The 21,297-nt window shown below is 65.5% G+C and carries 21 protein-coding genes; 10 read left to right on the plus strand and 11 right to left on the minus strand.

What is annotated here, in order from left to right; all coding sequences use genetic code 11:
- The first annotated feature begins 22 nt into the window (after positions 1 to 22).
- The 5 genes from J2Y55_RS05060 (at position 23) to J2Y55_RS05080 (ending at position 5,202) form a co-directional block, all read left to right on the plus strand.
- Positions 23 to 409 (plus strand): RidA family protein, encoded by a 387-nt coding sequence (locus tag J2Y55_RS05060; protein ID WP_310148446.1) that lies wholly within the window; start codon positions 23 to 25, stop codon positions 407 to 409.
- 121 nt (positions 410 to 530) lie between these two features.
- Positions 531 to 2,120: an ABC transporter substrate-binding protein gene (locus J2Y55_RS05065; protein WP_310148447.1), complete on the plus strand. Its 1,590-nt coding sequence runs from the start codon at positions 531 to 533 to the stop codon at positions 2,118 to 2,120.
- A 222-nt stretch (positions 2,121 to 2,342) separates the two neighbouring features.
- Positions 2,343 to 3,452: a 3-isopropylmalate dehydrogenase gene (gene leuB / locus J2Y55_RS05070; RefSeq protein ID WP_310148450.1), complete on the plus strand. Its 1,110-nt coding sequence runs from the start codon at positions 2,343 to 2,345 to the stop codon at positions 3,450 to 3,452.
- 137 nt (positions 3,453 to 3,589) lie between these two features.
- On the plus strand, positions 3,590 to 4,546 hold the full coding sequence (gene msrP / locus J2Y55_RS05075; protein WP_310148453.1) for a protein-methionine-sulfoxide reductase catalytic subunit MsrP: 957 nt from the start codon (positions 3,590 to 3,592) through the stop codon (positions 4,544 to 4,546).
- Positions 4,547 to 4,638: 92 nt separating this feature from the next.
- Positions 4,639 to 5,202, plus strand: a complete 564-nt coding sequence (locus J2Y55_RS05080) for a methylated-DNA--[protein]-cysteine S-methyltransferase (protein ID WP_310148456.1) — start codon at positions 4,639 to 4,641, stop codon at positions 5,200 to 5,202.
- A 473-nt stretch (positions 5,203 to 5,675) separates the two neighbouring features.
- On the opposite strand, the gene J2Y55_RS05085 is transcribed toward J2Y55_RS05080, so the two are convergent.
- From J2Y55_RS05085 to J2Y55_RS05095, 3 genes are all read right to left on the minus strand, one after another.
- Positions 5,676 to 6,566 (minus strand): LysR family transcriptional regulator, encoded by an 891-nt coding sequence (locus tag J2Y55_RS05085; RefSeq protein ID WP_069692680.1) that lies wholly within the window; start codon positions 6,564 to 6,566, stop codon positions 5,676 to 5,678.
- Between the two features lie 142 nt (positions 6,567 to 6,708).
- Positions 6,709 to 7,674 carry a thioredoxin-disulfide reductase gene (gene trxB / locus J2Y55_RS05090; RefSeq protein ID WP_310148461.1) on the minus strand — a complete coding sequence of 322 codons (966 nt, stop codon included), beginning with the start codon at positions 7,672 to 7,674 and terminating at the stop codon, positions 6,709 to 6,711.
- Positions 7,675 to 7,761: 87 nt separating this feature from the next.
- Entirely contained in the window at positions 7,762 to 8,751 is a 990-nt protein-coding gene (locus J2Y55_RS05095) for a mitochondrial fission ELM1 family protein (RefSeq protein ID WP_310148464.1), read from the minus strand.
- Positions 8,752 to 8,977: 226 nt separating this feature from the next.
- Between J2Y55_RS05095 and J2Y55_RS05100 the strand changes: the two genes are divergently transcribed.
- Positions 8,978 to 9,442 carry an Lrp/AsnC family transcriptional regulator gene (locus J2Y55_RS05100; protein WP_092168696.1) on the plus strand — a complete coding sequence of 155 codons (465 nt, stop codon included), beginning with the start codon at positions 8,978 to 8,980 and terminating at the stop codon, positions 9,440 to 9,442.
- A gap of 7 nt (positions 9,443 to 9,449) precedes the next feature.
- Complete coding sequence (locus J2Y55_RS05105; RefSeq protein ID WP_310148469.1) at positions 9,450 to 9,911, plus strand: GNAT family N-acetyltransferase; 462 nt, start codon at positions 9,450 to 9,452, stop codon at positions 9,909 to 9,911.
- Here J2Y55_RS05105 and J2Y55_RS05110 read toward each other — a convergent pair.
- From J2Y55_RS05110 to J2Y55_RS05130, 5 genes are all read right to left on the minus strand, one after another.
- On the minus strand, positions 9,896 to 10,375 hold the full coding sequence (locus J2Y55_RS05110; protein ID WP_310148472.1) for a hypothetical protein: 480 nt from the start codon (positions 10,373 to 10,375) through the stop codon (positions 9,896 to 9,898). The two genes, J2Y55_RS05105 and J2Y55_RS05110, sit on opposite strands and share 16 nt — an antisense overlap.
- A 143-nt stretch (positions 10,376 to 10,518) precedes the next feature.
- Positions 10,519 to 11,034, minus strand: coding sequence for a hypothetical protein (locus tag J2Y55_RS05115; protein WP_310148475.1), 516 nt, complete (start codon positions 11,032 to 11,034; stop codon positions 10,519 to 10,521).
- A 191-nt stretch (positions 11,035 to 11,225) separates the two neighbouring features.
- Positions 11,226 to 11,702, minus strand: a complete 477-nt coding sequence (gene greA, locus J2Y55_RS05120; RefSeq protein ID WP_092167109.1) for a transcription elongation factor GreA — start codon at positions 11,700 to 11,702, stop codon at positions 11,226 to 11,228.
- 115 nt (positions 11,703 to 11,817) lie between these two features.
- Entirely contained in the window at positions 11,818 to 15,180 is a 3,363-nt protein-coding gene (gene carB, locus J2Y55_RS05125; protein WP_310148484.1) for a carbamoyl-phosphate synthase large subunit, read from the minus strand.
- Positions 15,181 to 15,324: 144 nt separating this feature from the next.
- Entirely contained in the window at positions 15,325 to 16,542 is a 1,218-nt protein-coding gene (locus tag J2Y55_RS05130; protein WP_310148489.1) for an MFS transporter, read from the minus strand.
- Positions 16,543 to 16,636: 94 nt separating this feature from the next.
- On the opposite strand from J2Y55_RS05130, the gene J2Y55_RS05135 reads away from it, so the two are divergent.
- From J2Y55_RS05135 to J2Y55_RS05145, 3 genes are all read left to right on the plus strand, one after another.
- The gene (locus tag J2Y55_RS05135; protein ID WP_310148492.1) at positions 16,637 to 17,038 is read left to right on the plus strand and encodes an ArsR/SmtB family transcription factor; all 402 of its coding nucleotides are present in this window, start codon (positions 16,637 to 16,639) and stop codon (positions 17,036 to 17,038) included.
- 157 nt (positions 17,039 to 17,195) lie between these two features.
- Positions 17,196 to 18,257 (plus strand): methyltransferase domain-containing protein, encoded by a 1,062-nt coding sequence (locus J2Y55_RS05140; RefSeq protein ID WP_310148496.1) that lies wholly within the window; start codon positions 17,196 to 17,198, stop codon positions 18,255 to 18,257.
- Between the two features lie 169 nt (positions 18,258 to 18,426).
- Positions 18,427 to 18,831 (plus strand): GtrA family protein, encoded by a 405-nt coding sequence (locus tag J2Y55_RS05145; protein WP_310148499.1) that lies wholly within the window; start codon positions 18,427 to 18,429, stop codon positions 18,829 to 18,831.
- 143 nt (positions 18,832 to 18,974) lie between these two features.
- Here the strand turns inward: J2Y55_RS05145 and J2Y55_RS05150 are convergent, their stop codons facing one another.
- The 3 genes from J2Y55_RS05150 to J2Y55_RS05160 form a co-directional block, all read right to left on the minus strand.
- Complete coding sequence (locus J2Y55_RS05150) at positions 18,975 to 19,670, minus strand: aspartate/glutamate racemase family protein (RefSeq protein WP_310148502.1); 696 nt, start codon at positions 19,668 to 19,670, stop codon at positions 18,975 to 18,977.
- Between the two features lie 97 nt (positions 19,671 to 19,767).
- Complete coding sequence (locus J2Y55_RS05155; RefSeq protein ID WP_310148505.1) at positions 19,768 to 20,424, minus strand: DsbA family protein; 657 nt, start codon at positions 20,422 to 20,424, stop codon at positions 19,768 to 19,770.
- A 101-nt stretch (positions 20,425 to 20,525) separates the two neighbouring features.
- Complete coding sequence (locus tag J2Y55_RS05160; protein WP_310148509.1) at positions 20,526 to 21,218, minus strand: class I SAM-dependent methyltransferase; 693 nt, start codon at positions 21,216 to 21,218, stop codon at positions 20,526 to 20,528.
- Positions 21,219 to 21,297: the final 79 nt, after the last annotated feature.

The following is a 21,297-nucleotide window of genomic DNA, read 5'->3' on the forward strand; positions in this document are numbered from 1 at the left end:
TGACCTCATCGGAGCCTATCGCATGACCCGCCGCCTCATCTCCACCGGTTCACCTTTCGAGACCGCATTCGGCTACTCCCGCGCCGTGATCGACGGCGATCTCGTCTTCGTCTCCGGCACGACCGGCTATGACTATGCCAGCATGACTCTGCCGGAGGATGCAGCCGAACAGGCGCGCAACATTTTCCGCACCATCGAGACCGTGCTGGCGGAGGCTGGATCGTCGCTCGGCCAAGTGGTGCGGGCGCAGTATTTCGTCACGGATCGTGCCTATTGCGAACCGGTGCTGGGCGTCTGCGGCGAGATCTTCGGGCAGATCCGCCCGGCTGCCGGCATCTATGTCGTCGCCGGGCTGCTCAAGCCCGAGATGAAGGTCGAGATCGAGGTCACCGCGCGGCTCGTGCCGTGATCTCGCCTGCCGCTGCGGCAGAGACCGTAAGGCGATGGCCGATGAGTGATTGACGTCTGGTATATCTCTTGCTTGAGTTGGGCAGATCATCGCGCTGACCCGGACAGCAGGAGGAGATGCCATGTCGATTGACCGCCGCAATGCCTTGAAGGGAGCGGCTGCGCTCGCCGCTTCCGGTTTCATGCCGAACCGGGCTTTTTCGCAAAGCCGCGCCAATGTCCTGCGCTTTATCCCATCGACGCCGCTGCCGTCGCTCGATCCGATCACGGCCACCAGCTATGTCATCCGCAATCATGGCTACCTGATATATGATACCCTGTTTGCGACGGACGCCCAGTTCGGCATCAAACCGCAGATGGTCGAGGCCTGGGAGACGAGTTCCGACGGTCTGAAGTGGAGCTTCCGTCTGCGCGACGGCCTGACCTTTCACGACGACGAGCCCGTGCGCGCGCAGGATTGCATCGCCTCTATCGCGCGCTGGTCGAAGCGCGACGCTTTCGGCCAGACCTTCGCGACTTTCGTTGAAGGTTATGACGTCGTCGACCAGCGGACCTTCGCGATCCGGCTGAAGAAGCCGTTCCCGATGCTGCCGGCGGCGCTCGGCAAGCTGTCGTCGAACGTGCCGTTCATCATGCCCGAGCGGGTCGCGACGACCGACCACATGAAGAACATCACCGAGGCCGTCGGCTCCGGCCCCTGGCGCTTCATGGACAAGCAATGGGTGCCCGGCCAGAACGCGATCTATGAGCGCTTCAGCAAGTACAAGCCGCGCGAGGAGGCGCCCTCCTGGGCCGCTGGCGGCAAGGTCGCCAGGATCGACCGCATCGAGTGGGTGGCGCTGACGGAAGCCTCCGCGGCGGTCGGCGCGCTGATGCAGGGCGAGGTCGACTGGTATGAGCAGCCGCCGGTGGATCTGCTGCCCGTGCTGAAGGGCAACAAGGACATCGCGATCGAGAACGTGCCGCTCGGCCTGTTCCTGCTGATGCGCTTCAACCAGATGCAGCCGCCCTTCAACAATCCCGGCATCCGCCGCGCCGTGATGATGGCGGTCAACCAGACCGACTACATGGAGGCCGTCGTCGGCAATCCCGACTACTACAAGGAAGCCAAGACCTTCCTCACGCCGGGATCTCCGATGTCGACCGGGGCGGGCGGCACGGAAGCGATGCAGGCCAATCTCGAGAAGGCCAAGATCATGCTCAAGGAGGCCGGTTACAAGGGTGAGAAGGTCGTGCTGCTCGCGCCGGCCGACCAGCCGATCGCCTACCAGCAATGCCTGGTGACCGAGGATCTGTTCAAGAAGCTCGGCATCAATGCGGAGCTCGTCGCCACCGACTGGGCAAGCTTCATCGGCCGGCGCGCCAATCGCGGCGCGCCCGAGCAGGGCGGCTGGTCGGCTTTCCACACGCTCTGGTCCTGCGCCGATACGCTCAACCCCGCGCTGCATCCGCTGATGCGCGCCAATGGGGGCGCCGCCTGGTTCGGCTGGCCGGACGACCCGACGATGGAAGGCCTGCGCGATCAGTGGATCGCCGAGCCGGATGCCGGAAAGCAGAAGGAGATCGCGGCTTCGCTGGAGCGGCGCGCCTTCGAGTTCGTGCCCTATGTGCCAGCCGGGCTGGTGCAACAGCCCATGGCCTTCCGCAAGAGCCTGACCGGCATGGTGCTCTCGCCGGCGCAGTTCTTCTGGAACATGGAGAAGAAGGTCTGAGGGGGCTTCTCGTCGCCCTTGCGAGCGCAGCGAAGCAGTCCAGGAGGTTTTGCCCACGCCCCTGGATTGCTTCGTCGCGGCGCTCCTCGCCGTGACGGGTCTGCGTGCGCCGCGAGGCTGCCCGCAACGTGATGCGCTTGCCTCCGCACGCTTCCGCTCGTAATCACGCCCCGCTGGGCCTTCAGGCCGGAGCGAGACGAAGAACCACGCGCGAGGCGACCCATGGCGACCCATAAGCTCCTGCTCCTGCCCGGCGACGGCATTGGCCCCGAGGTGATGGCCCAGGTCGAGACCGTGGTCTCCTGGTTCGAGAAGCGGGGCCTTGCCGGCTTCGCGATCGAGAAGGGGCTCGTCGGCGGCTGCGCCTATGACGCGCATAAGCAGGCGATCTCCGAAGGCGACATGAAGCTCGCCCAGGATGCGGATGCCGTGCTGTTCGGCGCGGTCGGCGGGCCGAAATGGGCCGATGTGCCCTATCAGCACCGCCCCGAGGCCGGCCTGCTGCGCCTGCGCAAGGATCTCGGGCTCTTCGCCAATCTGCGCCCTGCCATCTGCTATCCGGCGCTGGCCTCGGCCTCCTCGCTCAAGCCCGAGGTCGTCGAAGGCCTCGACATCCTGATCGTGCGCGAGCTTACCGGCGGCGTCTATTTCGGCGAACCCAAGGAGATCGTCACGCTGGAGGACGGCTCCAAGCGCGGTGTCGACACGCAGGTCTACACCACCCCCGAGATCGACCGGATCTGCCGCGTCGCCTTCGAGCTGGCGCGCACGCGCCGCAACAAGGTCTCCTCGGCCGAGAAGAACAATGTCATGAAGACCGGCGTGCTCTGGAAGCAGACGGTCACGGCCCTGCATGCCAAGGACTATTCGGACGTCGAGCTCGAGCATGTGCTCGCCGACAACTGCGCCATGCAGCTTGTACGCTGGCCCAAGCAGTACGACGTCATCGTCACCGACAACCTCTTCGGCGATATCCTGTCGGATGTGGCGGCGATGCTGACCGGCTCGCTCGGCATGCTGCCCTCGGCCTCGCTTGGGGCGGAAGATGCCGTCACCGGCAAGCGCAAGGCGCTTTACGAGCCCGTCCACGGCTCGGCCCCGGACATCGCCGGCAAGGGCCTGGCCAATCCGATCGCGATGATCGGCTCCTTTGCCATGGCGCTGCGTTATTCCTTCGGGGCGATCGAGGCCGCCGACCGGTTGGAGGGCGCGATCGCCGACGTGCTCGGCTCCGGCACGCGCACCAAGGACATCGCCGCGCCCGGCACGAACGCCGTCTCGACCAGCGAAATGGGGGCTGCGATCGTCAAGGCGCTGGAGGCGAGGGGCTGAGGCTGTTGCGTGGGCAGGAGGCAGTAGGAACGATCCGACTGCCGACTGCCGACTGCCACCTCTCCCCCTCGTGAATTGCGCGCGACGCTGCAACGTGCGCTAGACTGATCGCATCTGAAACGGAGCATGTCCGTCCGATGTTGATCAAACGCCGCGCCGGCTGGGAGATGCCCGAAAGCCAGGCCACGCCCGAGGCCGTGTTCATGAACCGCCGCGGCCTGCTCAGTGCGGGCGCGGGGCTGATCGCGAGCGCGGCCCTGCCGAAGCTCGCCGCCGCGCAAGGCGGCGACCCGACGCTCGATCTCTACCCAGCGAAGAAGAACGCTGCCTACACGCTCGACCGGCCGGTGACGGAGGAGGATCTGGCGGCGAACTACAATAATTTCTACGAGTTCGGCACGTCCAAGGATGTCGCCAGCGCCTCCAAGCGGCTGGTGACGCGGCCCTGGCTGATTGCGATCGACGGCATGGTCGAGAAGCCGATGGAGATCGGCATCGACGATCTGGTCCGCAAAATGACGCTGGAAGAGCGGCTCTATCGCTTCCGCTGCGTCGAGACCTGGTCGATGGCGGTGCCCTGGACCGGCTTCACGGTGAAGTCGCTGGTCGAATTCGCCAAGCCGCTCTCATCAGCGAAATATGTGAAGTTCGAGACCTTCATGAACCCGAAGGTCGCGCCCGGCCAGTCGCAGCGCTGGTATCCCTGGCCCTATACCGAGGGGCTGACCATCGCTGAGGCGACCAGCGATCTGCCATTGATGGTGACGGGTATCTACGGCAAGCCGACCCCGCCCCAGCATGGCGCGCCGCTGCGCCTGATCACGCCGTGGAAATACGGCTTCAAATCGGTGAAGTCGATCAGCAAGATCTCCTTCGTCGCTGAGCGTCCCAAGACCTTCTGGGAGGGGCTGCAGGCTTCCGAGTACGGCTTCTGGGCCAATGTGAACCCCGAGGTGCCGCACCCCCGCTGGAGCCAGGCGAGCGAGCAGGTGCTGGGCACGCGCGAGCGCCGCCCGACGCTGCTGTTCAACGGCTATGCCGAACAGGTCGCAGGACTCTACAAGGGGCTGGAAGGCGAACGGCTCTACGTCTAGCGTGAATTCCCCCGTTGCGGCCGTCCGCCGCCTCGCATCGGCGAATTCGCGAGAGCCTTCTGCGGCCGCTGCCGTTGGGCTATAACGCAGGCATGCAGCATTTCGTTCTCTTCGACACGGCGATCGGCCCCTGCGCGCTGGCTTGGCAGGGCGAGCGCATCATCGGCGCGCAATTGCCCGAGAGGGACGAGGAGACGGCGCGCCGGCGCCTGGCGCGGCGCTTTCCGGAGGCGAGCGAAGCGGCGCCTGTCGCCTTCATTACGAGCGCCATGGACGAGATCCGGGCGCTTCTCCAGGGCGAGCCGCGCGATCTTGCGCATCTGCCGATCGATCTCGACAGCGCGCCGGCCTTCAACCGCAAGGTCTATGACGTTGCGCTGGCGATCCCGCCGGGCGAGACGCTGACCTATGGCGAGGTCGCTGCCCGTATCGGCGAGCCAGGTGCGGCGCGTGCCGTCGGCGTGGCGCTGGGCTCAAATCCGTGGCCGATCATCGTGCCCTGCCATCGCGTGCTTGCGGCCGGCGGCAAGACCGGTGGCTTCTCAGCCGATGGCGGCGTCGAGACCAAATTGCGCATGCTGACGATCGAGAAAGCGCGCACCAGCGCCGAGCCCAGCCTGTTCGGGGCCTTGCCGCTGGAAGCGCGGCGGCGATAGCGGGCGGCTTTCGAGGGGCTACTCCGTCATGCTCGCCCTTGTGGCGAGCATCCACGTCGTGGATACAGGCCTCGCCCAGCAAAGACCTGGACGTTCGGGACAAGCCCGATCATGACGGCAGCGGTTCGCGCGATATTCTGATGGCGGATGCGAAAAAAAGGCCGACCCCCGAGGGAGCCGGCCTTTAAAGTTTGAAACATCCAGCGCAAGCGCCAAACATCTCAGAGGGGAACGGCTGCAACGAACTCAACGCCGGGAGGAGGTAGCGGAGCCCGTTGCGAACAACCGTGTTTGCTATATCGGGCAGCAGCTGCCTTTTTGCAATGCAGCATAGATTGTATCAGCTATGCGCCTTGCGCATGATGAGTGCTAAATAGTTGTAAATTGTCACGAATTTGCCGGAGTCTTATGCGCCTGACGCAGAAAAGCCGCCTTGCGTGATGCGCAAGGCGGCTTTTGCCTGAAAACCGGGCTCAGTAGGTCCAGCGCTGCGCCTTCTGGATCAGGAAGTCGCGGAACACCTGCACGCGGGCGACCGACTTCATTTCTTCCGGATAGACCAGATAGCTCTCGAGCTGCGGCATTTCGGTCTCCCGCAGCAACTGCATCAGGGGCGAACCGGTCTCGATCAGATAATCCGGCAGCACGGCGATGCCGGCCCCCGAATCGACTGCGCGCTTCATCGCGGTGATGTTGTTCACGGTCAGATGGATCGGGCGCGGGTTGCGCTGGTCGCGGCCCAGAGTACCGAGCCAGTGCACGGCCGTGAGGTAGGATGGCGAGGTGCCGCCGAAGGAGAGGATGCGGTGGTTGTCCAGCTCCTCATAGGTCTTGGGCTCGCCGAAGCGCTTCACATAGGCCGGCGATCCGTAGACGTGGAAGTGCACGGTGAAGAGCTTGCGCTGGATCAGGTCGGGCTGTTGCGGCTGGCGCAGCCGGATCGCGATGTCGGCCTCGCGCATCGAGAGATCGAGTTCCTCGTCGGTGAGGATGAGCTCGACCTTGATGTCGGGGTAGAGATCCAGGAACTCGGCGAGGCGGGGCGTCAGCCAGTGCCCGCCGAGGCCGCGCGTCGCGGTGACCTTGAGCTCGCCGGAGGGGTGCTCGCGCGTCTCCGAAAGCTGGGCGCGGGTTCGCTCCAGGCGCTGCGTCATCTCGCGCGCAGCGCGCCAGAGCAATTCGCCCTGCTCGGTCAAAATCAGCCCGCGCGTATGCCGATGGAACAAGGGCGCACGCAATTCGCGCTCCAGCGCGCCGATCTGGCGGCTAACCGCAGACTGGCTCAGACCCAGAACGTCTCCCGCCTTGGTAAAACTGCCGGATTCAGCGACGGTATAAAAAATCCTGATGCGGTCCCAATCCACCGCGGTCCCCCCGTTATGCGTTTCGTGCATGTTGGGGGGCAAAACCATTGCAGGTCAATGTCTGCGTGACATTGATGTTCTTTTTTCGCACTGAATCTGGTGACGAAATCCATCACAATTCGTGATATATCGAGACGCAATCTCACTCGGCCGCCTGGCGCTGCTCCAATTCGCTCGCCTGCAACCAGCGTTCGGCATCGAGCGCGGCCATGCAGCCGAGGCCCGCTGCCGTCACGGCCTGGCGGTAATGTTCGTCGGTGACGTCGCCGGCGGCGAAAACGCCCGGGATATTGGTCTGGGCGGTGCCGGGGACGACGTCGAGATAGCCCGAATCACGCATGGCGAGCTGGCCGACGAAGAGTTCGGTCGCCGGCCTATGGCCGATCGCGATGAAGACGCCGTCGGTCTTGAGTTCGCTCTCCGCGCCGGTCTTGAGGTTGCGCAGGCGCAGATGCGTGACGTTGGGCGGCTGCGTGCCGCCGCAGATCTCGGCGATCTCGCTATCCCAGACCACCGCGACCTTGGGGTGCTTGAACAGCCGATCCTGCATCACCTTCTCGGCGCGCAGCGAATCGCGGCGGTGGACCAGCGTGACCTTGCTGGCGAGGTTGGCGAGGTAGAGCGCCTCCTCGACTGCCGTATTGCCGCCGCCGACGACCACGACCTCCTTGTTGCGGAAGAAGAAGCCGTCGCAGGTGGCGCAGGCCGAGACGCCAAAACCCTGGAAGCTCTGCTCGGAGGGCAGGCCGAGCCATTTCGCCTGCGCGCCGGTCGCGACGATCAGCGCATCGCAGGAATAGGTCTCGCCGCCATCGCCCCAGAGCCGGAAGGGCCGCTGGGAGAGGTCGACCTTCGAGATGTGGTCGGAGACCATCTTGGTGCCCATGTGTTCGGCCTGGGCGCGCATCTGCTCCATCAGCCAGGGGCCCTGAATCACATCGGCGAAGCCGGGATAGTTCTCGACATCGGTGGTGATCATCAGCTGGCCGCCGGCCTGCATGCCGGAGATCAGCACCGGCTCGAGCATGGCGCGGGCGGCATAGATCGCGGCGGTGTAGCCGGCGGGGCCGGAGCCGACGATCATGACGCGGGCATGGGTATGGGCCATCGTCTCAAATTCCTGTTCGCGCGGCCGATGCCACGACTTCATTCAGTCAGATACGGTCTCGATCGGCTGGTGCAAGGCCGCACCGGCTCAGGCTTCGGCAAGTCCGAGGTCCGCCCGATGCCTGAGCCAGCCTTGGCGGACCGCCTCTGCAATCTCGGCCGTCGAGTCTAGCGGCTCATAGCGCGCTCCAGCAAGATGCCCCTCGAAGTGATGCACAGCGCCTTGCCGCTTCAGCGCCTCCAGGAACTTCGCCAGCTTGCCGTGACCGCCATGCGGTTCGAAGACCAGGATCGGCACGCCGGTCGCGGTCGCCTCGCCGATCATATTGGTCGAATCGGCCGTCGTGACGATCGCATCGGCATTGGCGAGCAGCGCGATGTAAGGGTTCTCGCCTGTGCCGTCCCACCACCAGCCCTTATGGCGGGCGAAGACCTCCGTGACCGCCGCATCGAGCGCCGCCGATGTGCGCCGTGAGCGCGAGCCCATCAGCGCCACGCCTGATTGCGCGAGCAGGTCGAGCAGGCCGGCGAAGCGCGCGATATCCTCGGGCCGGAAGCGATGGTGCCGGCTGTCGCCGCCGACGATGACTGCCGCACGTGGCGAGGGCAGGTTGGCGATCGCCGCGGGCGGATGCGCACGGGCCTGCGCCAGTTGCTCCGGCGCGAGTCGGTGCGGTGAGGTCGTGGTGACGAGCACGTTCCTGCCGCGCAGGCGGTCGTGCTCGGCGACCCAGATGAAGTCTGCTGCGCCGGTCCCGGTGCGCGGGTCCTTCAGGATGGCGGTGAAGCTGCGGCCGTTCGAGGCCTTCTTGACCGCGCGCAGATAGGCGACCGCACGCCGGCCCGAGGCAATGACGATGTCGGGGAAGGGGGGGCGAATCGGGCTGCCTTCCCGCTCCGGCCCTTCGCGAGGGTCGATCGGCCCGCGCGGCATCAACCAGACGAAAGGCGCGCGCGGCGCGACGCGTCTGATCTCGGGCACGACGCCTAGTCGCTCGGCCACGCCGAGGCATTGCACCTCGTCGCCAGCCTTGCCATCGGTCAGGACCCAGATCGTCGGGAGCGGGTGGGCAGGCAAGGCGGGCGTACTCCCAGAGCAGGATGCGAAAAAGTGGGAACCGGTTTTTCGCATCCTGCTCTCACTCTTAGATGAGAGCGGGATGATTTCAGATGGAATCACTTGGTGATCCCATCTGAAATCATCCGGCTCTCGGCTGGCACGATCGATTGGGCTGGCACGGTCGATGCCTTGTATCGCCTCTGTGCTGCGTCTACACCAGCGCGACCTTCTCTCGGGGCCTTTCGTGCGTTCAAAACTCGACGACATCGACCTGCGCATCCTGCGCGAGCTCCAGGCCGATGGGCGCATGACCAATGTCGAGCTGGCGAGCCGCGTCGGGATCTCGCCGCCGCCTTGCCTGCGCCGCGTCCGCGCGCTGGAGGAAGCCGGGCTGATCACCGGCTATCGCGCCCTGCTCGACGAGCGCAAGCTCGGGCTGGATGTGGTGTGTTTTGCCTTCGTGCATCTCGCCAGCCAGGCGGAGCCCGATCTCGAAGCCTTCCAGGCTCGCATCCGGGCCTGGGATGCGGTGCGCGAATGCTGGAAGCTCTCGGGCGACATCGATTTCATGCTAAAATGCGTCGCGCCCGACCTCAAAGCCTTCCAGGATTTCGTCGGCGATCTGACGGCGCTGCCCAATGTCCGCAATGTCCGCACCGCGCTCGCCTTCGACCGGGTTAAGGACGAGCCGATCGTGCCCTTCGGCTGAGGCGGCGATGCAGGTCGTCTTCCGCAAGGCCGTTCGGGACGATCTTCCGGCGCTCCTGGCGCTTTATGCCGAGCTGAGCACCGACGACGAGTTGCCGCGGCCCGAGGACGCTGCTGCGACCTGGGCTGCCATCCTCGCCAGCGAGATGGTCACCGTCCATCTCGCCGAGCTCGATGGGCGCGCCGTCTCGACCTGCGTCCTCGTGATCGTGCCCAATCTGACGCGCAACCAGAGCCCCTTCGCCATGATCGAGAACGTGGTGACGCTCGCGGCGATGCGCGGGCATGGTCTGGGCAAACGCGTCATTCAGGCGGCTTTCGCCCAGGCTTGGGCCGCCGGCTGCTACAAGGTCATGCTGATGACCGGGCGCTCGGACCCTGCCGTCCTGGCGTTTTACGAATCCTGTGGCTTCGTGCGCGGCAAGACCGCCTTCCAGATCAGGCGGCCGCCTGATCAGCCACCGACATAGCGCCTGATCCAGCCCGCATTGGTGCGCACCATGCTGTCGATGCGCGCCGTGTCGATGCCGGGCGTGTACCAGTTCCCGGCCATGCCGGCCGAGGAGGAGGACAGCACTGGATAGGTCGCGATGACGCGCCCGTCGGGCCCGACCACCGTCGCTTCCGATTCCATGCCGTCATCGGCTCCCGCCCCGCCAAAGCCGGTCGCTCCGCCGGAATAGCTCGGCATGCTGATGCCCAGGACCCTGACCACGAGCGACGCGCCGCGGCCTTGCAGGCTGGGCCCGAGCGCGCCCGCGAGCTCACGCTCCATTGCGAGCTTGATGCGCGCCGCATTGGGGCCGAGCCCTTGCGTGGTGAGGCGCGAGACATCGACCTGGACGGCGCCGGCGGCAAAGGCGGAGCGCCCGGCCGTGGCCAGGACAATCGGCGCGGCAAGGGCGGCGGAGAGAAGGGCGCGACGGTTCAGCATGATCTGCTCCTGTCATCCCGACATTCCCGTCGCGACGCGACAGCGATGCCGGCTGCAGAGACTTTAGATCAGGCGCAAGCGCCTCGCCATGGCGCTAGCGGGGTCGTGATCGGCTTTGAGTGGTGATCGAACTTGGAACGGCTTCAGCCGGAGACGTAGCGCTTGATCCAGGCGGCGTTGGTCTGGATCAGCCCGGTCAGGCGGCGCTGGTCGATATCGGGCAGATACCAGGGGCCGGCCGCGCTTGCGGGCACGGTGGTGAGCACCGGATAGGTCGCGATGATCCGGTTTCCGCGCCCGACCAGCGTGGCCTCGCTGTCGAAGGAATCGGAGCTCTGGCTCGCGCCGCTGCCGACATGTCCCCCGCCACCGCCGCCGCCGGCATAGCTGTTCAGGAAGACGCCGCGCACGGCGACGTTCAGGGTCGGGCCGGCGCCGCGTCGCAGGGTCGGTCCGAGCGCTGCCGTCAGTTCCTGCTCCAGCCCGATCTTGATTGCGAGCGCGTTGGAGCCCCAGCCCTGCGCCGCCAGCCTGGAGACATCGACATGAATCGCGCCGATCGACGGAACCTGTGCCTGTGCCTCGGCGCGGCGCAGCGACGCCAGGACCAAGGCAGGCGCCGCCAAAGAGGCGGCAAGGACGGTGCGGCGGGTGGTCATGAGCCTGTCTCCAGCTACTGGGCGGGAGGATAGCGCGCCGATCCGACGATTCCCATCCCCGGATGGTGTCTGCGTCACTTTTCGCAGAAACATTGGCGCACCCCCGGCATGAACGCGGGGCGCGCGCACAAGTTCAAATCGAGGGGCGCACCGGCGCGGCAAACCGCGCCGTATCAGGGTGGGGCGCCGCTCTAGCGATACAGGATGCTGACGACCTCGTAGGACTTGCCGCCGCCGGGCGTGTTGACCTGCACGGAATCGCCGACCTTCTTGCCGATCAGCGCGCGCGCGATCGGCGAGCCGATCGAGACCTTGCCGGACTTCACATCCGATTCCGGCTCGCCGACGATCTGGTAGACCTTCTTTTCCTCGGTATCGTCGTCGATCAATTGCACGGTCGCGCCGAATTTGATCGTGTCGCCGCCGGCGAGCTTGGCGACGTCGATGATGTCGGCGCGGCCGATCAGCGATTCGAGCTCCTGGACGCGGCCTTCATTGAGAGCCTGCGATTCCTTGGCCGCGTGATATTCGGCGTTCTCCGAGAGATCGCCATGGGCGCGGGCCTCCGAGATCGCCTGGATGATGCGCTGACGTTGCACCTGCTGGCGATCCTTCAACTCCGCCTCAAGGGCAGCGAAGCCGCCCGCGGTCATAGGAACCTTTTCCATAGTCTCATCCCGAATTGCGAAAGCCAGAAGCCGCCGGCCGCCTGTTTTGCGGCCTGCGTCCGTGGCATTCGTTCATTTTTTAAAACTGCCGAACTCTATGTCCCGCGCGCTGCTGTCAGGCTGCGCGCACGAAATAGGATTGCAGCGATCTAACCTCGAGATCGCCGCTGCAATAGGCCTTGATGCCTTCCGCCGCCGCGATCGCTCCGGCCAAGGTGGTATAATAGGGCACCTTGTGCAAGAGGGCCGTTCGGCGAAGAGAGCGCGAATCCGCCAGCGCCTGCGGGCCGTCGGTGGTGTTGAAGACAAGCTGGATTTCGCCGTTCTTGATGGCGTCGACCACATGCGGGCGGCCTTCCAGCACCTTGTTGATCTTGGCGGCGGCGATGCCTTCGTCCTGCAGCAGGCGCAGCGTGCCGCCCGTCGCGAGGATGCGGAAGCCGAGATCGGCGAGGATGCGCACGCTGGGCACGATGCGCGGCTTGTCCTCGTCGCGCACGGAGACGAAGACCGTGCCCTTGACCGGCACCTTGGAGCCAGCGCCGAGCTGGCTCTTGGCGAAAGCGATGTCGAAGGAGCGGTCGAGCCCGATGACCTCGCCGGTCGAGCGCATTTCCGGCCCGAGCAGCACGTCGACACCCGGGAAGCGCGCGAAGGGGAAGACCGCCTCCTTGACGCCGACATGGTCGAGCTTCTCCGCCTTCAGCGCGAAGCTTGCTAGGCTCTCGCCGGCCATGATGCGGGCTGCGATCTTGGCGACGGGGATGCCGATGACCTTGGCGACGAAGGGCACGGTGCGCGAGGCGCGCGGGTTCACTTCGAGCACGTAGATGACGCCGTTCTGGATGGCGTACTGCACGTTCATCAGCCCGCCGACATCGAGCGCCAATGCCATCGCCTTGGTCTGGCGCTCCAGCTCGGCGATGATTTCAGGCGAAAGCGAGCGTGGTGGCAGAGAGCAAGCCGAATCGCCGGAATGAATGCCGGCCTCCTCGATATGCTCCATGATGCCGGCGATGAACGCGTCCTTGCCGTCGCTGAGGCAGTCGACATCGACCTCGATGGCATCCGACAGATAGCGGTCGAACAGCAGCGGGTTCTTGCCGAGCACGGTGTTGATCTGCCCGGTCTTGTCGTTGGGGTATTTCGCCTTGACCTCGGAGGGGATCAGGCTGGGCAGCGTGCCGAGCAAGTAGTTCTCGAACTGGGTCTCGTCATGGATGATCGCCATGGCGCGGCCGCCGAGCACATAGGACGGGCGCACGACGAAGGGCAGGCCGAGCTCGGCGACGATCATGCGGGCCTGCTCGACCGAATAAGCGATGCCGTTCTTGGGCTGCTTCAGATGCAGCTTGTCGAGCAGGCGCTTGAAGCGGTCGCGATCCTCGGCGAGGTCGATCATGTCGGGCGAGGTGCCCAGGATCGGGATGCCGGCCTCTTCCAGGGCGTTTGCCAGCTTCAGCGGGGTCTGCCCGCCGAACTGGACGATGACGCCATGCAGCGTGCCGTTCTGCTTCTCCGTGTCGAGAATCTCGAGCACGTCCTCGGCAGTCAGCGGCTCGAAATAGAGCCGGTCCGAGGTGTCGTAATCGGTCGAGACGGTCTCGGGGTTGCAGTTGACCATGATGGTCTCGTAGCCGGCGTCGCGCAGCGCGTAGCAGGCATGGCAGCAGCAATAGTCGAACTCGATGCCCTGGCCGATGCGGTTGGGGCCGCCGCCGAGGATGACGACCTTCTTGCGGTCGGAGGGACGCGCCTCGTCATCGGCCTTGCCGGCGAAGGGCATGGCGTAGGTCGAGTACATATAGGCCGTCGGCGAGGCGAATTCGGCAGCGCAGGTATCGATGCGCTTGTAGACGGGCCTGACGTCGAGCGAACGGCGCAGCGCCTTGACCTCGGCCTCGGTCTTTCCGGCGACCGCGGCGAGGCGCTTGTCGGAGAAGCCCATCGCCTTGACCTGGCGGAAGGCGCCGGGCGTCTGCGGCAAGCCGTGGGCGCGCACCTTCTCCTCGATGTCGACGATCTCGCGCATCTGGGCGAGGAACCATGGGTCGATCTTGCAGCTCTCATGGATCTGCTCGTCGGTGAAACCGAAGCGCATGGCCTGGGCGACATGCAGGATGCGGTCGGGCGTCGGCGTCGAGAGCGCGGCCTTGATCGCGTTCTTGTCGTCGCCATGGCCCATGCCGTCGACCTCGATCTCGTCGAGGCCGTCGAGACCGGTCTCCAGCGAGCGCAAAGCTTTCTGGAGCGATTCCTGGAAGGTCCGGCCGATCGCCATCGCCTCGCCGACCGACTTCATCGCGGTGGTCAGCGTCGGCTCGGCGCCGGGGAATTTCTCGAAGGCGAAGCGCGGGATCTTGGTGACGACATAGTCGATCGTCGGCTCGAAGGAGGCAGGCGTCGCGCCGCCGGTGATGTCGTTCTCGATCTCGTCGAGCGTGTAGCCCACTGCCAGGCGCGCCGCGACCTTGGCGATCGGGAAGCCGGTCGCCTTGGAGGCGAGCGCCGAGGAGCGCGAGACGCGCGGGTTCATCTCGATGACGATCATGCGGCCGGTCTCGGGATCGACCGCGAACTGTACGTTCGAGCCGCCGGTCTCGACGCCGATCTCGCGCAGCACCGCCAGCGAGGCGTCGCGCATGATCTGGTATTCCTTGTCGGTCAGCGTCAGCGCCGGGGCCACCGTGATCGAATCGCCGGTATGGACGCCCATCGGGTCGATGTTCTCGATCGAGCAGACGATGATGCAGTTGTCCTTCTTATCGCGGACGACCTCCATCTCGTACTCTTTCCAGCCGAGCACGCTCTCCTCGATCAGGACCTCGCTGGTCGGCGAGGCGTCGATGCCGCGCTCGACGATGTCGATGAACTCGCTCTTGTTGTAGGCGATGCCGCCGCCAGTGCCGCCCATGGTGAAGGACGGGCGGATGATGGCGGGAAGGCCGATGTCGTCGAGGGCGTCGAGCGCCTGACCGAGCGTCTTGATCTGGTGCGAGCGCGGCGTGTCGAGGCCGATCTTGGTCATCGCGTTGCGGAAGAGCTCGCGATCCTCGGCCTTGTCGATCGCCTCGGCGGTGGCGCCGATCATCTCGACGTCGAATTTCTCCAGCACGCTGATCGAGCGGCCCGAGGCATCCGTCAGCGACTTCTTGTTGAGCGAGAGCGCGCAGTTCAGCGCGGTCTGGCCGCCCATGGTCGGCAGCAGGGCGAAGCCGCCGGGCAGGACATTGCGCTCCTTCTCGATGATCTTGGCGACGACCTCGGGCGTGATCGGCTCGACATAGGTCGCATCCGCCAGGTCCGGGTCGGTCATGATCGTGGCCGGGTTCGAATTGACCAGGACGATGCGGTAGCCCTCGGCCTTCAGCGTCTTGCAGGCCTGGGTGCCGGAATAGTCGAACTCGCAGGCCTGGCCGATAATGATGGGGCCGGCGCCGATGATCAGGATGGTCTTGATGTCTGTGCGCTTGGGCATGGTCTCTGGCCAAATGTTCGCGGGCGCGCGCAGCCCCGGTCCGATCGAGCGAGCGGAGACCAAGCGAGCGCCTGAATGAATGCTAGGCGCTCGCTATAGAGGTGAGGAGCCGCTGGGGGAAGCGGAAAGCGCTTCCCCCAGCCGTTAGCGCACAGGAGGCGCGGCGATTGCGATCTCTGTGATGTCGCTTTCGTTGCGCCTGCCGGCGCGCTTGCGGCGCAGCGCGAGCCAGAGCACGGCGAGCGCTGCGACCTCGCAGGCCGCGCCGACAAAGCCGAGCCAACTCGTATTGCCCAGGCGAATGCTCTGCTGTCCCAGCACCGAGCCCGCTGCGATGCCGATATACATAGCGGATGCATTGAGCGAGAGCGCGATCACCACGCTGTCGGGCGCCATCGCGGCGAGCCGTGACATCTGAGAGGGATGGCCAGCCCAGCCCGCCGCGCTCCAGACCACCAGAATGACCGGGAATATGAAAATCGCGGTGGTTGGCGGCAGCGTCACCGCGACGAGCGAGAAGGCGGCAAGCGCTCCAGCCAGGACGGTCAACACGACGGTGAGGGTGCGTTCGGGTCCGAAGCGGTCGCTGGCGATGCCGCCGAACTGGTTGCCCAGCGCGGATCCGATGCCGGACACGACAAGGGCCGCTCCGAGCCAGAGCCCGGTAATCCCGCCATGGTTGGCCAGGAACGGCGCGATATAGCCGTAGAGCGTGAAGGCCCCGGTGGTCCACAGCATCGTCGTCGCCAGCGCCAGCAGGATGTCGCCGCGACGCGCCACGGCGAGCCGCTCGGCCATGGTGCTGGCACCGCGCGGCAGGCCCATGGGCAATTGCCAGAGGATGCCGATCAGCGCCAGCGTACCGAACAGTGCGACCAGCAGGAAGGCGAGGTGCCAGCCGCCAGCTGCCGCGGCTGCCGTACCGAACGGGACACCGAGGATGAGCGCGACCGTCATGCCGCCCGTGACGAGCGCGATCGCCCGCGCCCGTCGTTCCGGCGGCACCAGCGTCACCGCCACCGCATTGGCGGCAGGCATATAGACGCCGGCCGCCAGCGCCATGACGATTCGCGCCAGCATCAGATGCGAGAAGTCCGTGGCAAAGGCGCCGGCCAGATTGGCGGCCGCGAAAACGACGAGCGAGCCGGCGAGGACGAATTTGCGCTCGATATTGCCGAGAAGCGTCGAGAGGACCGGCGAGCCGATCGCATAGGCGATGGCGAAAGCAGTCAGCAGCAGGCCGGCGGAGTCGACTGAAACTCCGAAGCCGGCCGCCAGATTGGGCAGGATTCCGGTGACGATGAGGCTGCCGGTGCCGATGGCGAAAGCCCCGCCGGCCAGCCAGAGAAGACGTGCGTCCATGGGACAGTCCTTCCGAATCCGGTTTCCCGGAATTTCAATGATCGTTGAACTTATGTTCGCAGATGCGAGATCACAAGCATAATTTCAACGAACGTTGAAACTTGTCAGGAGCGTCGCGATCTCCTATCTCGGTCAGGCTATGAAAACGGTCTTCCATCCCGATATCGACGATATCGCCGCGGCCGACGTGTTCGCGGCGCTGGCCGACCCGATCCGGCTCGGCATCCTGGTGGCGCTCGCCGACGTGCCCGAGGTCGACAAGGCGCGTTGCAACAGCTTCTCGGAACTCGCCTCGGCGTCGCTGTTGTCCTATCACTTCGCCAAGCTGCGCGAGGCCGGCATCACGCGCTCCCGCGTCGAGGGCACCTCGCGCTATCTTTCGATCAGGCGCGAGGATCTCGACCGCCGCTTTCCGGGCCTGCTCGACAGCGTGCTGGAGACGGCGCGGCGCGACCCCAACCTGCCGCGCTTGTCCGGCCCGCTGACGGTTTCCTGAGCGGGCGCGGTCCAGACTCTGCCGGAGCGCTGCGCTTTCCGGTACCCATTCCGGTTCATTGACTCGGTCTGTGGGGGGTATAGCGTCGCCGCTTCCGCGATGGCGTCGAGCCGGTTCGCGTCAGAGCCGGCTACGCCCTATCCAGAGGAGCATGGCCATGCGTGAAGCCGACCCTCAGAAACTCGATGCGCTTGTCGGACGTCTGGTTGGTGATGTCGGTGCGTCGGTAACCGGCGCGCTCGTCGTCCTTGGCGACCAGCTCGGCCTCTACAAGGCGATGGCGGACGGCAAGCCGATGACCGCCGAGGGCCTCGCCGCCAAGACAGGCTTCAAGGAGCGCTATGTCCGGGAGTGGCTCTCGGCGCAGGCGGCTGCCGAATATATCGACTACGACGCCGACACCGACAGTTTCAGCCTCTCCGCCGAACAGGCGATGGCGTTTGCGGAGGAGGGCAGCCCCGCCTTCTTCGCTGGCGCCTTCGAGATCGTTCGGGCGATGTGGCTCGACGAGCCAAAAATCGCCGAGGCCTTTCGGACCGGCGCCGGCGTGGGCTGGCACGAGCACAGCAAATGCCTGTTCCGCGGCACGGAGCGCTTTTTCCGGCCCGGCTACAACAGCAACCTCAACAACAGCTGGATCCCGGCGCTCGACGGGGTCAAGGCCAAGCTCGAAAAGGGTGCCCGCGTCGCCGATGTCGGCTGCGGCCATGGCGCTTCGACCGTGCTGATGGCGCAGGCCTACCCGAATTCGTATTTCTTCGGCTTCGATTACCACGGTCCGTCGATCGACCGGGCACGGGAGGCTGCGACCAAGGCTGGGGTCGAGGATCGGGTCGTCTTCGAGCAGGCCTCGGCCAAGACCTATCCGGCGCGGGGCTACGATCTCGTCGCGATGTTCGATTGCCTGCACGACATGGGCGACCCCGCTGGGGCTGGCCGCCACGTCAAGGAAACGCTTGCCGATGATGGCACCTGGATGATCGTCGAGCCCTTCGCGCATGACCAGCTCAAGGACAACCTCAATCCGGTCGGGCGGATCTTCTACGGGGCATCGACGATGATCTGCACGCCGGCTTCGCTGTCGCAGGAGGTCGGCCTCGGGCTCGGCGCCCAGGCCGGCGAGATGCGGCTGCGGAGGGTTGCGCTCGATGCCGGCTTCACCCGCTTCCGCCGCGCGACCGAGACGCCATTCAACATGGTCTTCGAGGTCCGGGCTTGAGAATGTGAGGCCAAACACTCGGCGGGCTCATGAACCTGCCTTCGGCATGCCGGGTAACCGCAGCGGATCCGATATGCGATCCGGCCCGATGCGGCTGCTCCTCGATGGTGCATCGGCTTTTTTCGAAAACCGCATCCCACTTTTCGGGCCGATGCTTTAAAGGCCCGGCATGTCTTTCAAGCAGTACCCGCGCCAGTCCCGCCAGCTCCTGGCCTATATCTTCGCCGGTGGCATCACGGCCGTGGCGCATTACGCGCTATTGATCGGCCTGGTCGAACTCGGCCATGTCGATCCGGTGCCGGCGACGCTGGCGGGCTTCGTGCTCGGCGCCGTCGTCTCCTATTCGCTGAATCGCTGGCTGACCTTTGACGCGACCCACAGCCACGCCCAGGCGACCTGGCGTTTCGCATTGATCGCAGCCGGAGGCTTCGTCCTCACCGGCGTGCTGATGCAGCTCTTCGTCAGCAAGCTCGGCTTGCCCTATCTGCCGATGCAGCTCGTCACCACGGGGATCGTGATGGTGTTCTCCTTTCTCGGCCACAAGTTCTTCAGCTTCGCCGACCGGGCGGAGTAAGGCCTGAAAGGTGCTTCGACGCATCTCGGCCTACGAACCGCCAAGCCTGTCAGGGTTGGCAAGTCCTGCACGGTTGGCAAGTCCTGCACGGCCGGCAAGTCTGCCACGGCTGGGTGTGTTCGAAAGCGCGAATGCCCTCGGCGCTATGATGGAATATCGCTCAAGGACTGACGTCCCGAAGCCAGATCCGCGAGCAGCGCAACATGGATACTCAGCGCGTCGATGACCGTATATCCAGGGTTTTGCCCATCGAAAGCCAGATTGAGATCGGTTCCGGCGAGAACGATCGCGTCAGCGCCGGCCTCGGTCATGCGCCTGCCTGCGTCGAGAAACAGCTCGCGCTGCGCGGCTGAGCATGTGCCGGCGACTGCGACGTCCTGGTAGGTTTGACCGAGACGCTCGATCTCGTCGTCCAATGCGATGGCGTCCGTGCGAGCAAGCTGGCCGTAAAGGCGTGTGCGCATGACGACCCGCGTTCCGAGAAGGCCGACCCGCTTGATGCCCTGTTCAACGAAATAGGCGTCGAGCGGAGCGACGGCTGAGACGATCGGCAAGGGCGACAGGGCTGCCAGCTCTTCCAGACAGAAATGCGCCCCCAGCGATGACAGAGCGACGCAATCGCAGCCTGCATCCTTCAAGCGCGTGACGAGCGGAAGGAACGCCTGGGCCTGCTCGGCCTTGCGGTCGGCGAGATTGTTGCGGATCAGCTCCTGAATCTCGCCATGGACGATCGTAAGCTCAAGCTTTGCGACGCCGCGGGCCGCAGCGGCGGCCGTCAGGCGCTGGTAGTAGACCACCGTCGCTGCAACGCCGATGCCCCCGATCAAGCCGATATGCATGGGATATGTCCTTACAAGCGCGCCGATGCGACCATGCCGGTTTAGCGCGCCGCGCGGCAGGGCGAAACCCGGCCCGGCCAGGTCGGCGAGCCAGTGCTCACGGGGCCACTCTGCCCGGTTGGGCCAGGCCGAGCTGGGCGAGGAAGGCGGTGAAGTCTCCAAAGAGCGTGTCCAAGCGCAGTAGCCGCGTTTCGTCGCCATCGTGCCGGATGAGAGCCGGGACGCCGCTGGCGCGGTGCGAGGCCATCAGAGCGCGGCCCTCCGTCATGCGCGCCTCATCAGCCGCGAGCAGCTCGTCGCTTGGGTTGGCGAGCTCTGCTGCAGCCGCCGGCAGGTCGAGCCGCTCCAGGATGCCGAGGAGAACCGGCAGGGCTGTGATGTCCTGCCCCTCAACATAGCGCGCCTCCTGGATCGCCCGGAGGGTTTCCCGCTCGCGCTCGGGTGCATGCCGCGCAACCGCTGTCAGCGTCAGCGAGGCCGGACCTGAATCGAGGAGATGGTCCGTTACGGCGAGCACTTGCCTGCGATAGGCCTCGGTGAAGCTCTGCCCGGTCATTTGCGCGATGCGCTGGTCGCTCGACCAGGCATAGGCCGCGAAGGCCTCGTCCATACGTCGTACGCCCGGGCCGGCGAACAGCCCGGTCGGCACCAGTCGCAGGGCGATCTCGTCATGGTCCGCCAGTGTCGCGATCATCGGCGTGGCGCCGTAGCACCAGCCGCAGAGCGGATCGAACAGATAGTCGAACTGAATCATCGCAGGTTCGCCTCTGTCGGAACCGCCATGCCGTTCAGACGGCATGGCGGCTGCATTTGTTCAACGCGAGCGAAAATGACGGATCGTTTTGTACAAGCCTATCAGCCGGGACGCCTCGCCTCGAAGGTCATGCGGTGCGGGTTGTGGCCGAAATTCCTGGCCGGTGCGATGGCCTCGAAACCGGCCTGCGCGATCAGCGCCGTGATCTGCTCCGCCGTATAGGTCGAGAGTCCGTATTGCGCCCTGAGCTTGCGGTAGTCGGAGAAGGCGGTGCGCACGAGCCCGGCCAGCGCTGCCGCCAGAAACCCGCCGCGCCAGGCGAACGCCAGGAGTTGCGAGGCGTCGGTGAGTGGGCTGACATCGGGCGGGATCACATCGGCGATGACGAGCTTGCCGCCCGGCTTGAGCTTGGCGCGCCAGGTGAGCAGCAGGGCCGAGAGTTCCTCGCGGCTCAGATACTGGATCAGTGAATTCGCCACGACGAGGTCGAGCGTTGCTTCCGGCAGCGCCTCGATCTCCTCCGGCGAGGCCACGGCGACATGACCGATGCGTCCAAACATCGCCCGCAGCCGTTCGCGCACGCTCGGCGCGGCCTCGCAGAGATAGAGCTTGCCGCAGGCGGCGGCGACAAGGTCGGCGCTCAAGGCCTCGCCGCAGCCATGGTCGAGCACGGTGGCGTCGGGCGCCGGGATCTGGCCGACCAGGTCCTTGGCGATCTGCCGGTAATGCAGCGCCTTGTGGCGCGGCGAAACGTAGATGGAATGCTCGCCGTTCCAGAAATCGCGCCAGGACATGGTCTCGCCGTTCGCCGCTTGCCGGCAGCCTCCTGCGGCCGGTCCCGCCACGACTAGAGCAGGATGCGGAAAAGTGGAA

The organism is Allobosea sp. BE125, assembly GCF_031456075.1.
GTDB lineage: Bacteria > Pseudomonadota > Alphaproteobacteria > Rhizobiales > Beijerinckiaceae > Allobosea.

Bases quoted from the DNA above. Each gene is read 5' to 3' on its own strand.
- J2Y55_RS05080 (WP_310148456.1), top strand. From the start codon at position 4,639: ATGCAGCATTTCGTTCTCTTCGACACGGCGATCGGCCCCTGCGCGCTG.
- leuB (WP_310148450.1), top strand. From the start codon at position 2,343: ATGGCGACCCATAAGCTCCTGCTCCTGCCCGGCGACGGCATTGGCCCC.
- J2Y55_RS05160 (WP_310148509.1), bottom strand. From the start codon at position 21,218: ATGTCCTGGCGCGATTTCTGGAACGGCGAGCATTCCATCTACGTTTCG.
- carB (WP_310148484.1), bottom strand. From the start codon at position 15,180: ATGCCCAAGCGCACAGACATCAAGACCATCCTGATCATCGGCGCCGGC.
- J2Y55_RS05130 (WP_310148489.1), bottom strand. From the start codon at position 16,542: ATGGACGCACGTCTTCTCTGGCTGGCCGGCGGGGCTTTCGCCATCGGC.
- greA (WP_092167109.1), bottom strand. From the start codon at position 11,702: ATGGAAAAGGTTCCTATGACCGCGGGCGGCTTCGCTGCCCTTGAGGCG.
- J2Y55_RS05110 (WP_310148472.1), bottom strand. From the start codon at position 10,375: ATGCTGAACCGTCGCGCCCTTCTCTCCGCCGCCCTTGCCGCGCCGATT.
- J2Y55_RS05105 (WP_310148469.1), top strand. From the start codon at position 9,450: ATGCAGGTCGTCTTCCGCAAGGCCGTTCGGGACGATCTTCCGGCGCTC.
- J2Y55_RS05065 (WP_310148447.1), top strand. From the start codon at position 531: ATGTCGATTGACCGCCGCAATGCCTTGAAGGGAGCGGCTGCGCTCGCC.
- J2Y55_RS05150 (WP_310148502.1), bottom strand. From the start codon at position 19,670: ATGCATATCGGCTTGATCGGGGGCATCGGCGTTGCAGCGACGGTGGTC.
- J2Y55_RS05145 (WP_310148499.1), top strand. From the start codon at position 18,427: ATGTCTTTCAAGCAGTACCCGCGCCAGTCCCGCCAGCTCCTGGCCTAT.
- J2Y55_RS05115 (WP_310148475.1), bottom strand. From the start codon at position 11,034: ATGACCACCCGCCGCACCGTCCTTGCCGCCTCTTTGGCGGCGCCTGCC.
- J2Y55_RS05155 (WP_310148505.1), bottom strand. From the start codon at position 20,424: ATGATTCAGTTCGACTATCTGTTCGATCCGCTCTGCGGCTGGTGCTAC.
- msrP (WP_310148453.1), top strand. From the start codon at position 3,590: ATGTTGATCAAACGCCGCGCCGGCTGGGAGATGCCCGAAAGCCAGGCC.
- J2Y55_RS05060 (WP_310148446.1), top strand. From the start codon at position 23: ATGACCCGCCGCCTCATCTCCACCGGTTCACCTTTCGAGACCGCATTC.
- trxB (WP_310148461.1), bottom strand. From the start codon at position 7,674: ATGGCCCATACCCATGCCCGCGTCATGATCGTCGGCTCCGGCCCCGCC.
- J2Y55_RS05140 (WP_310148496.1), top strand. From the start codon at position 17,196: ATGCGTGAAGCCGACCCTCAGAAACTCGATGCGCTTGTCGGACGTCTG.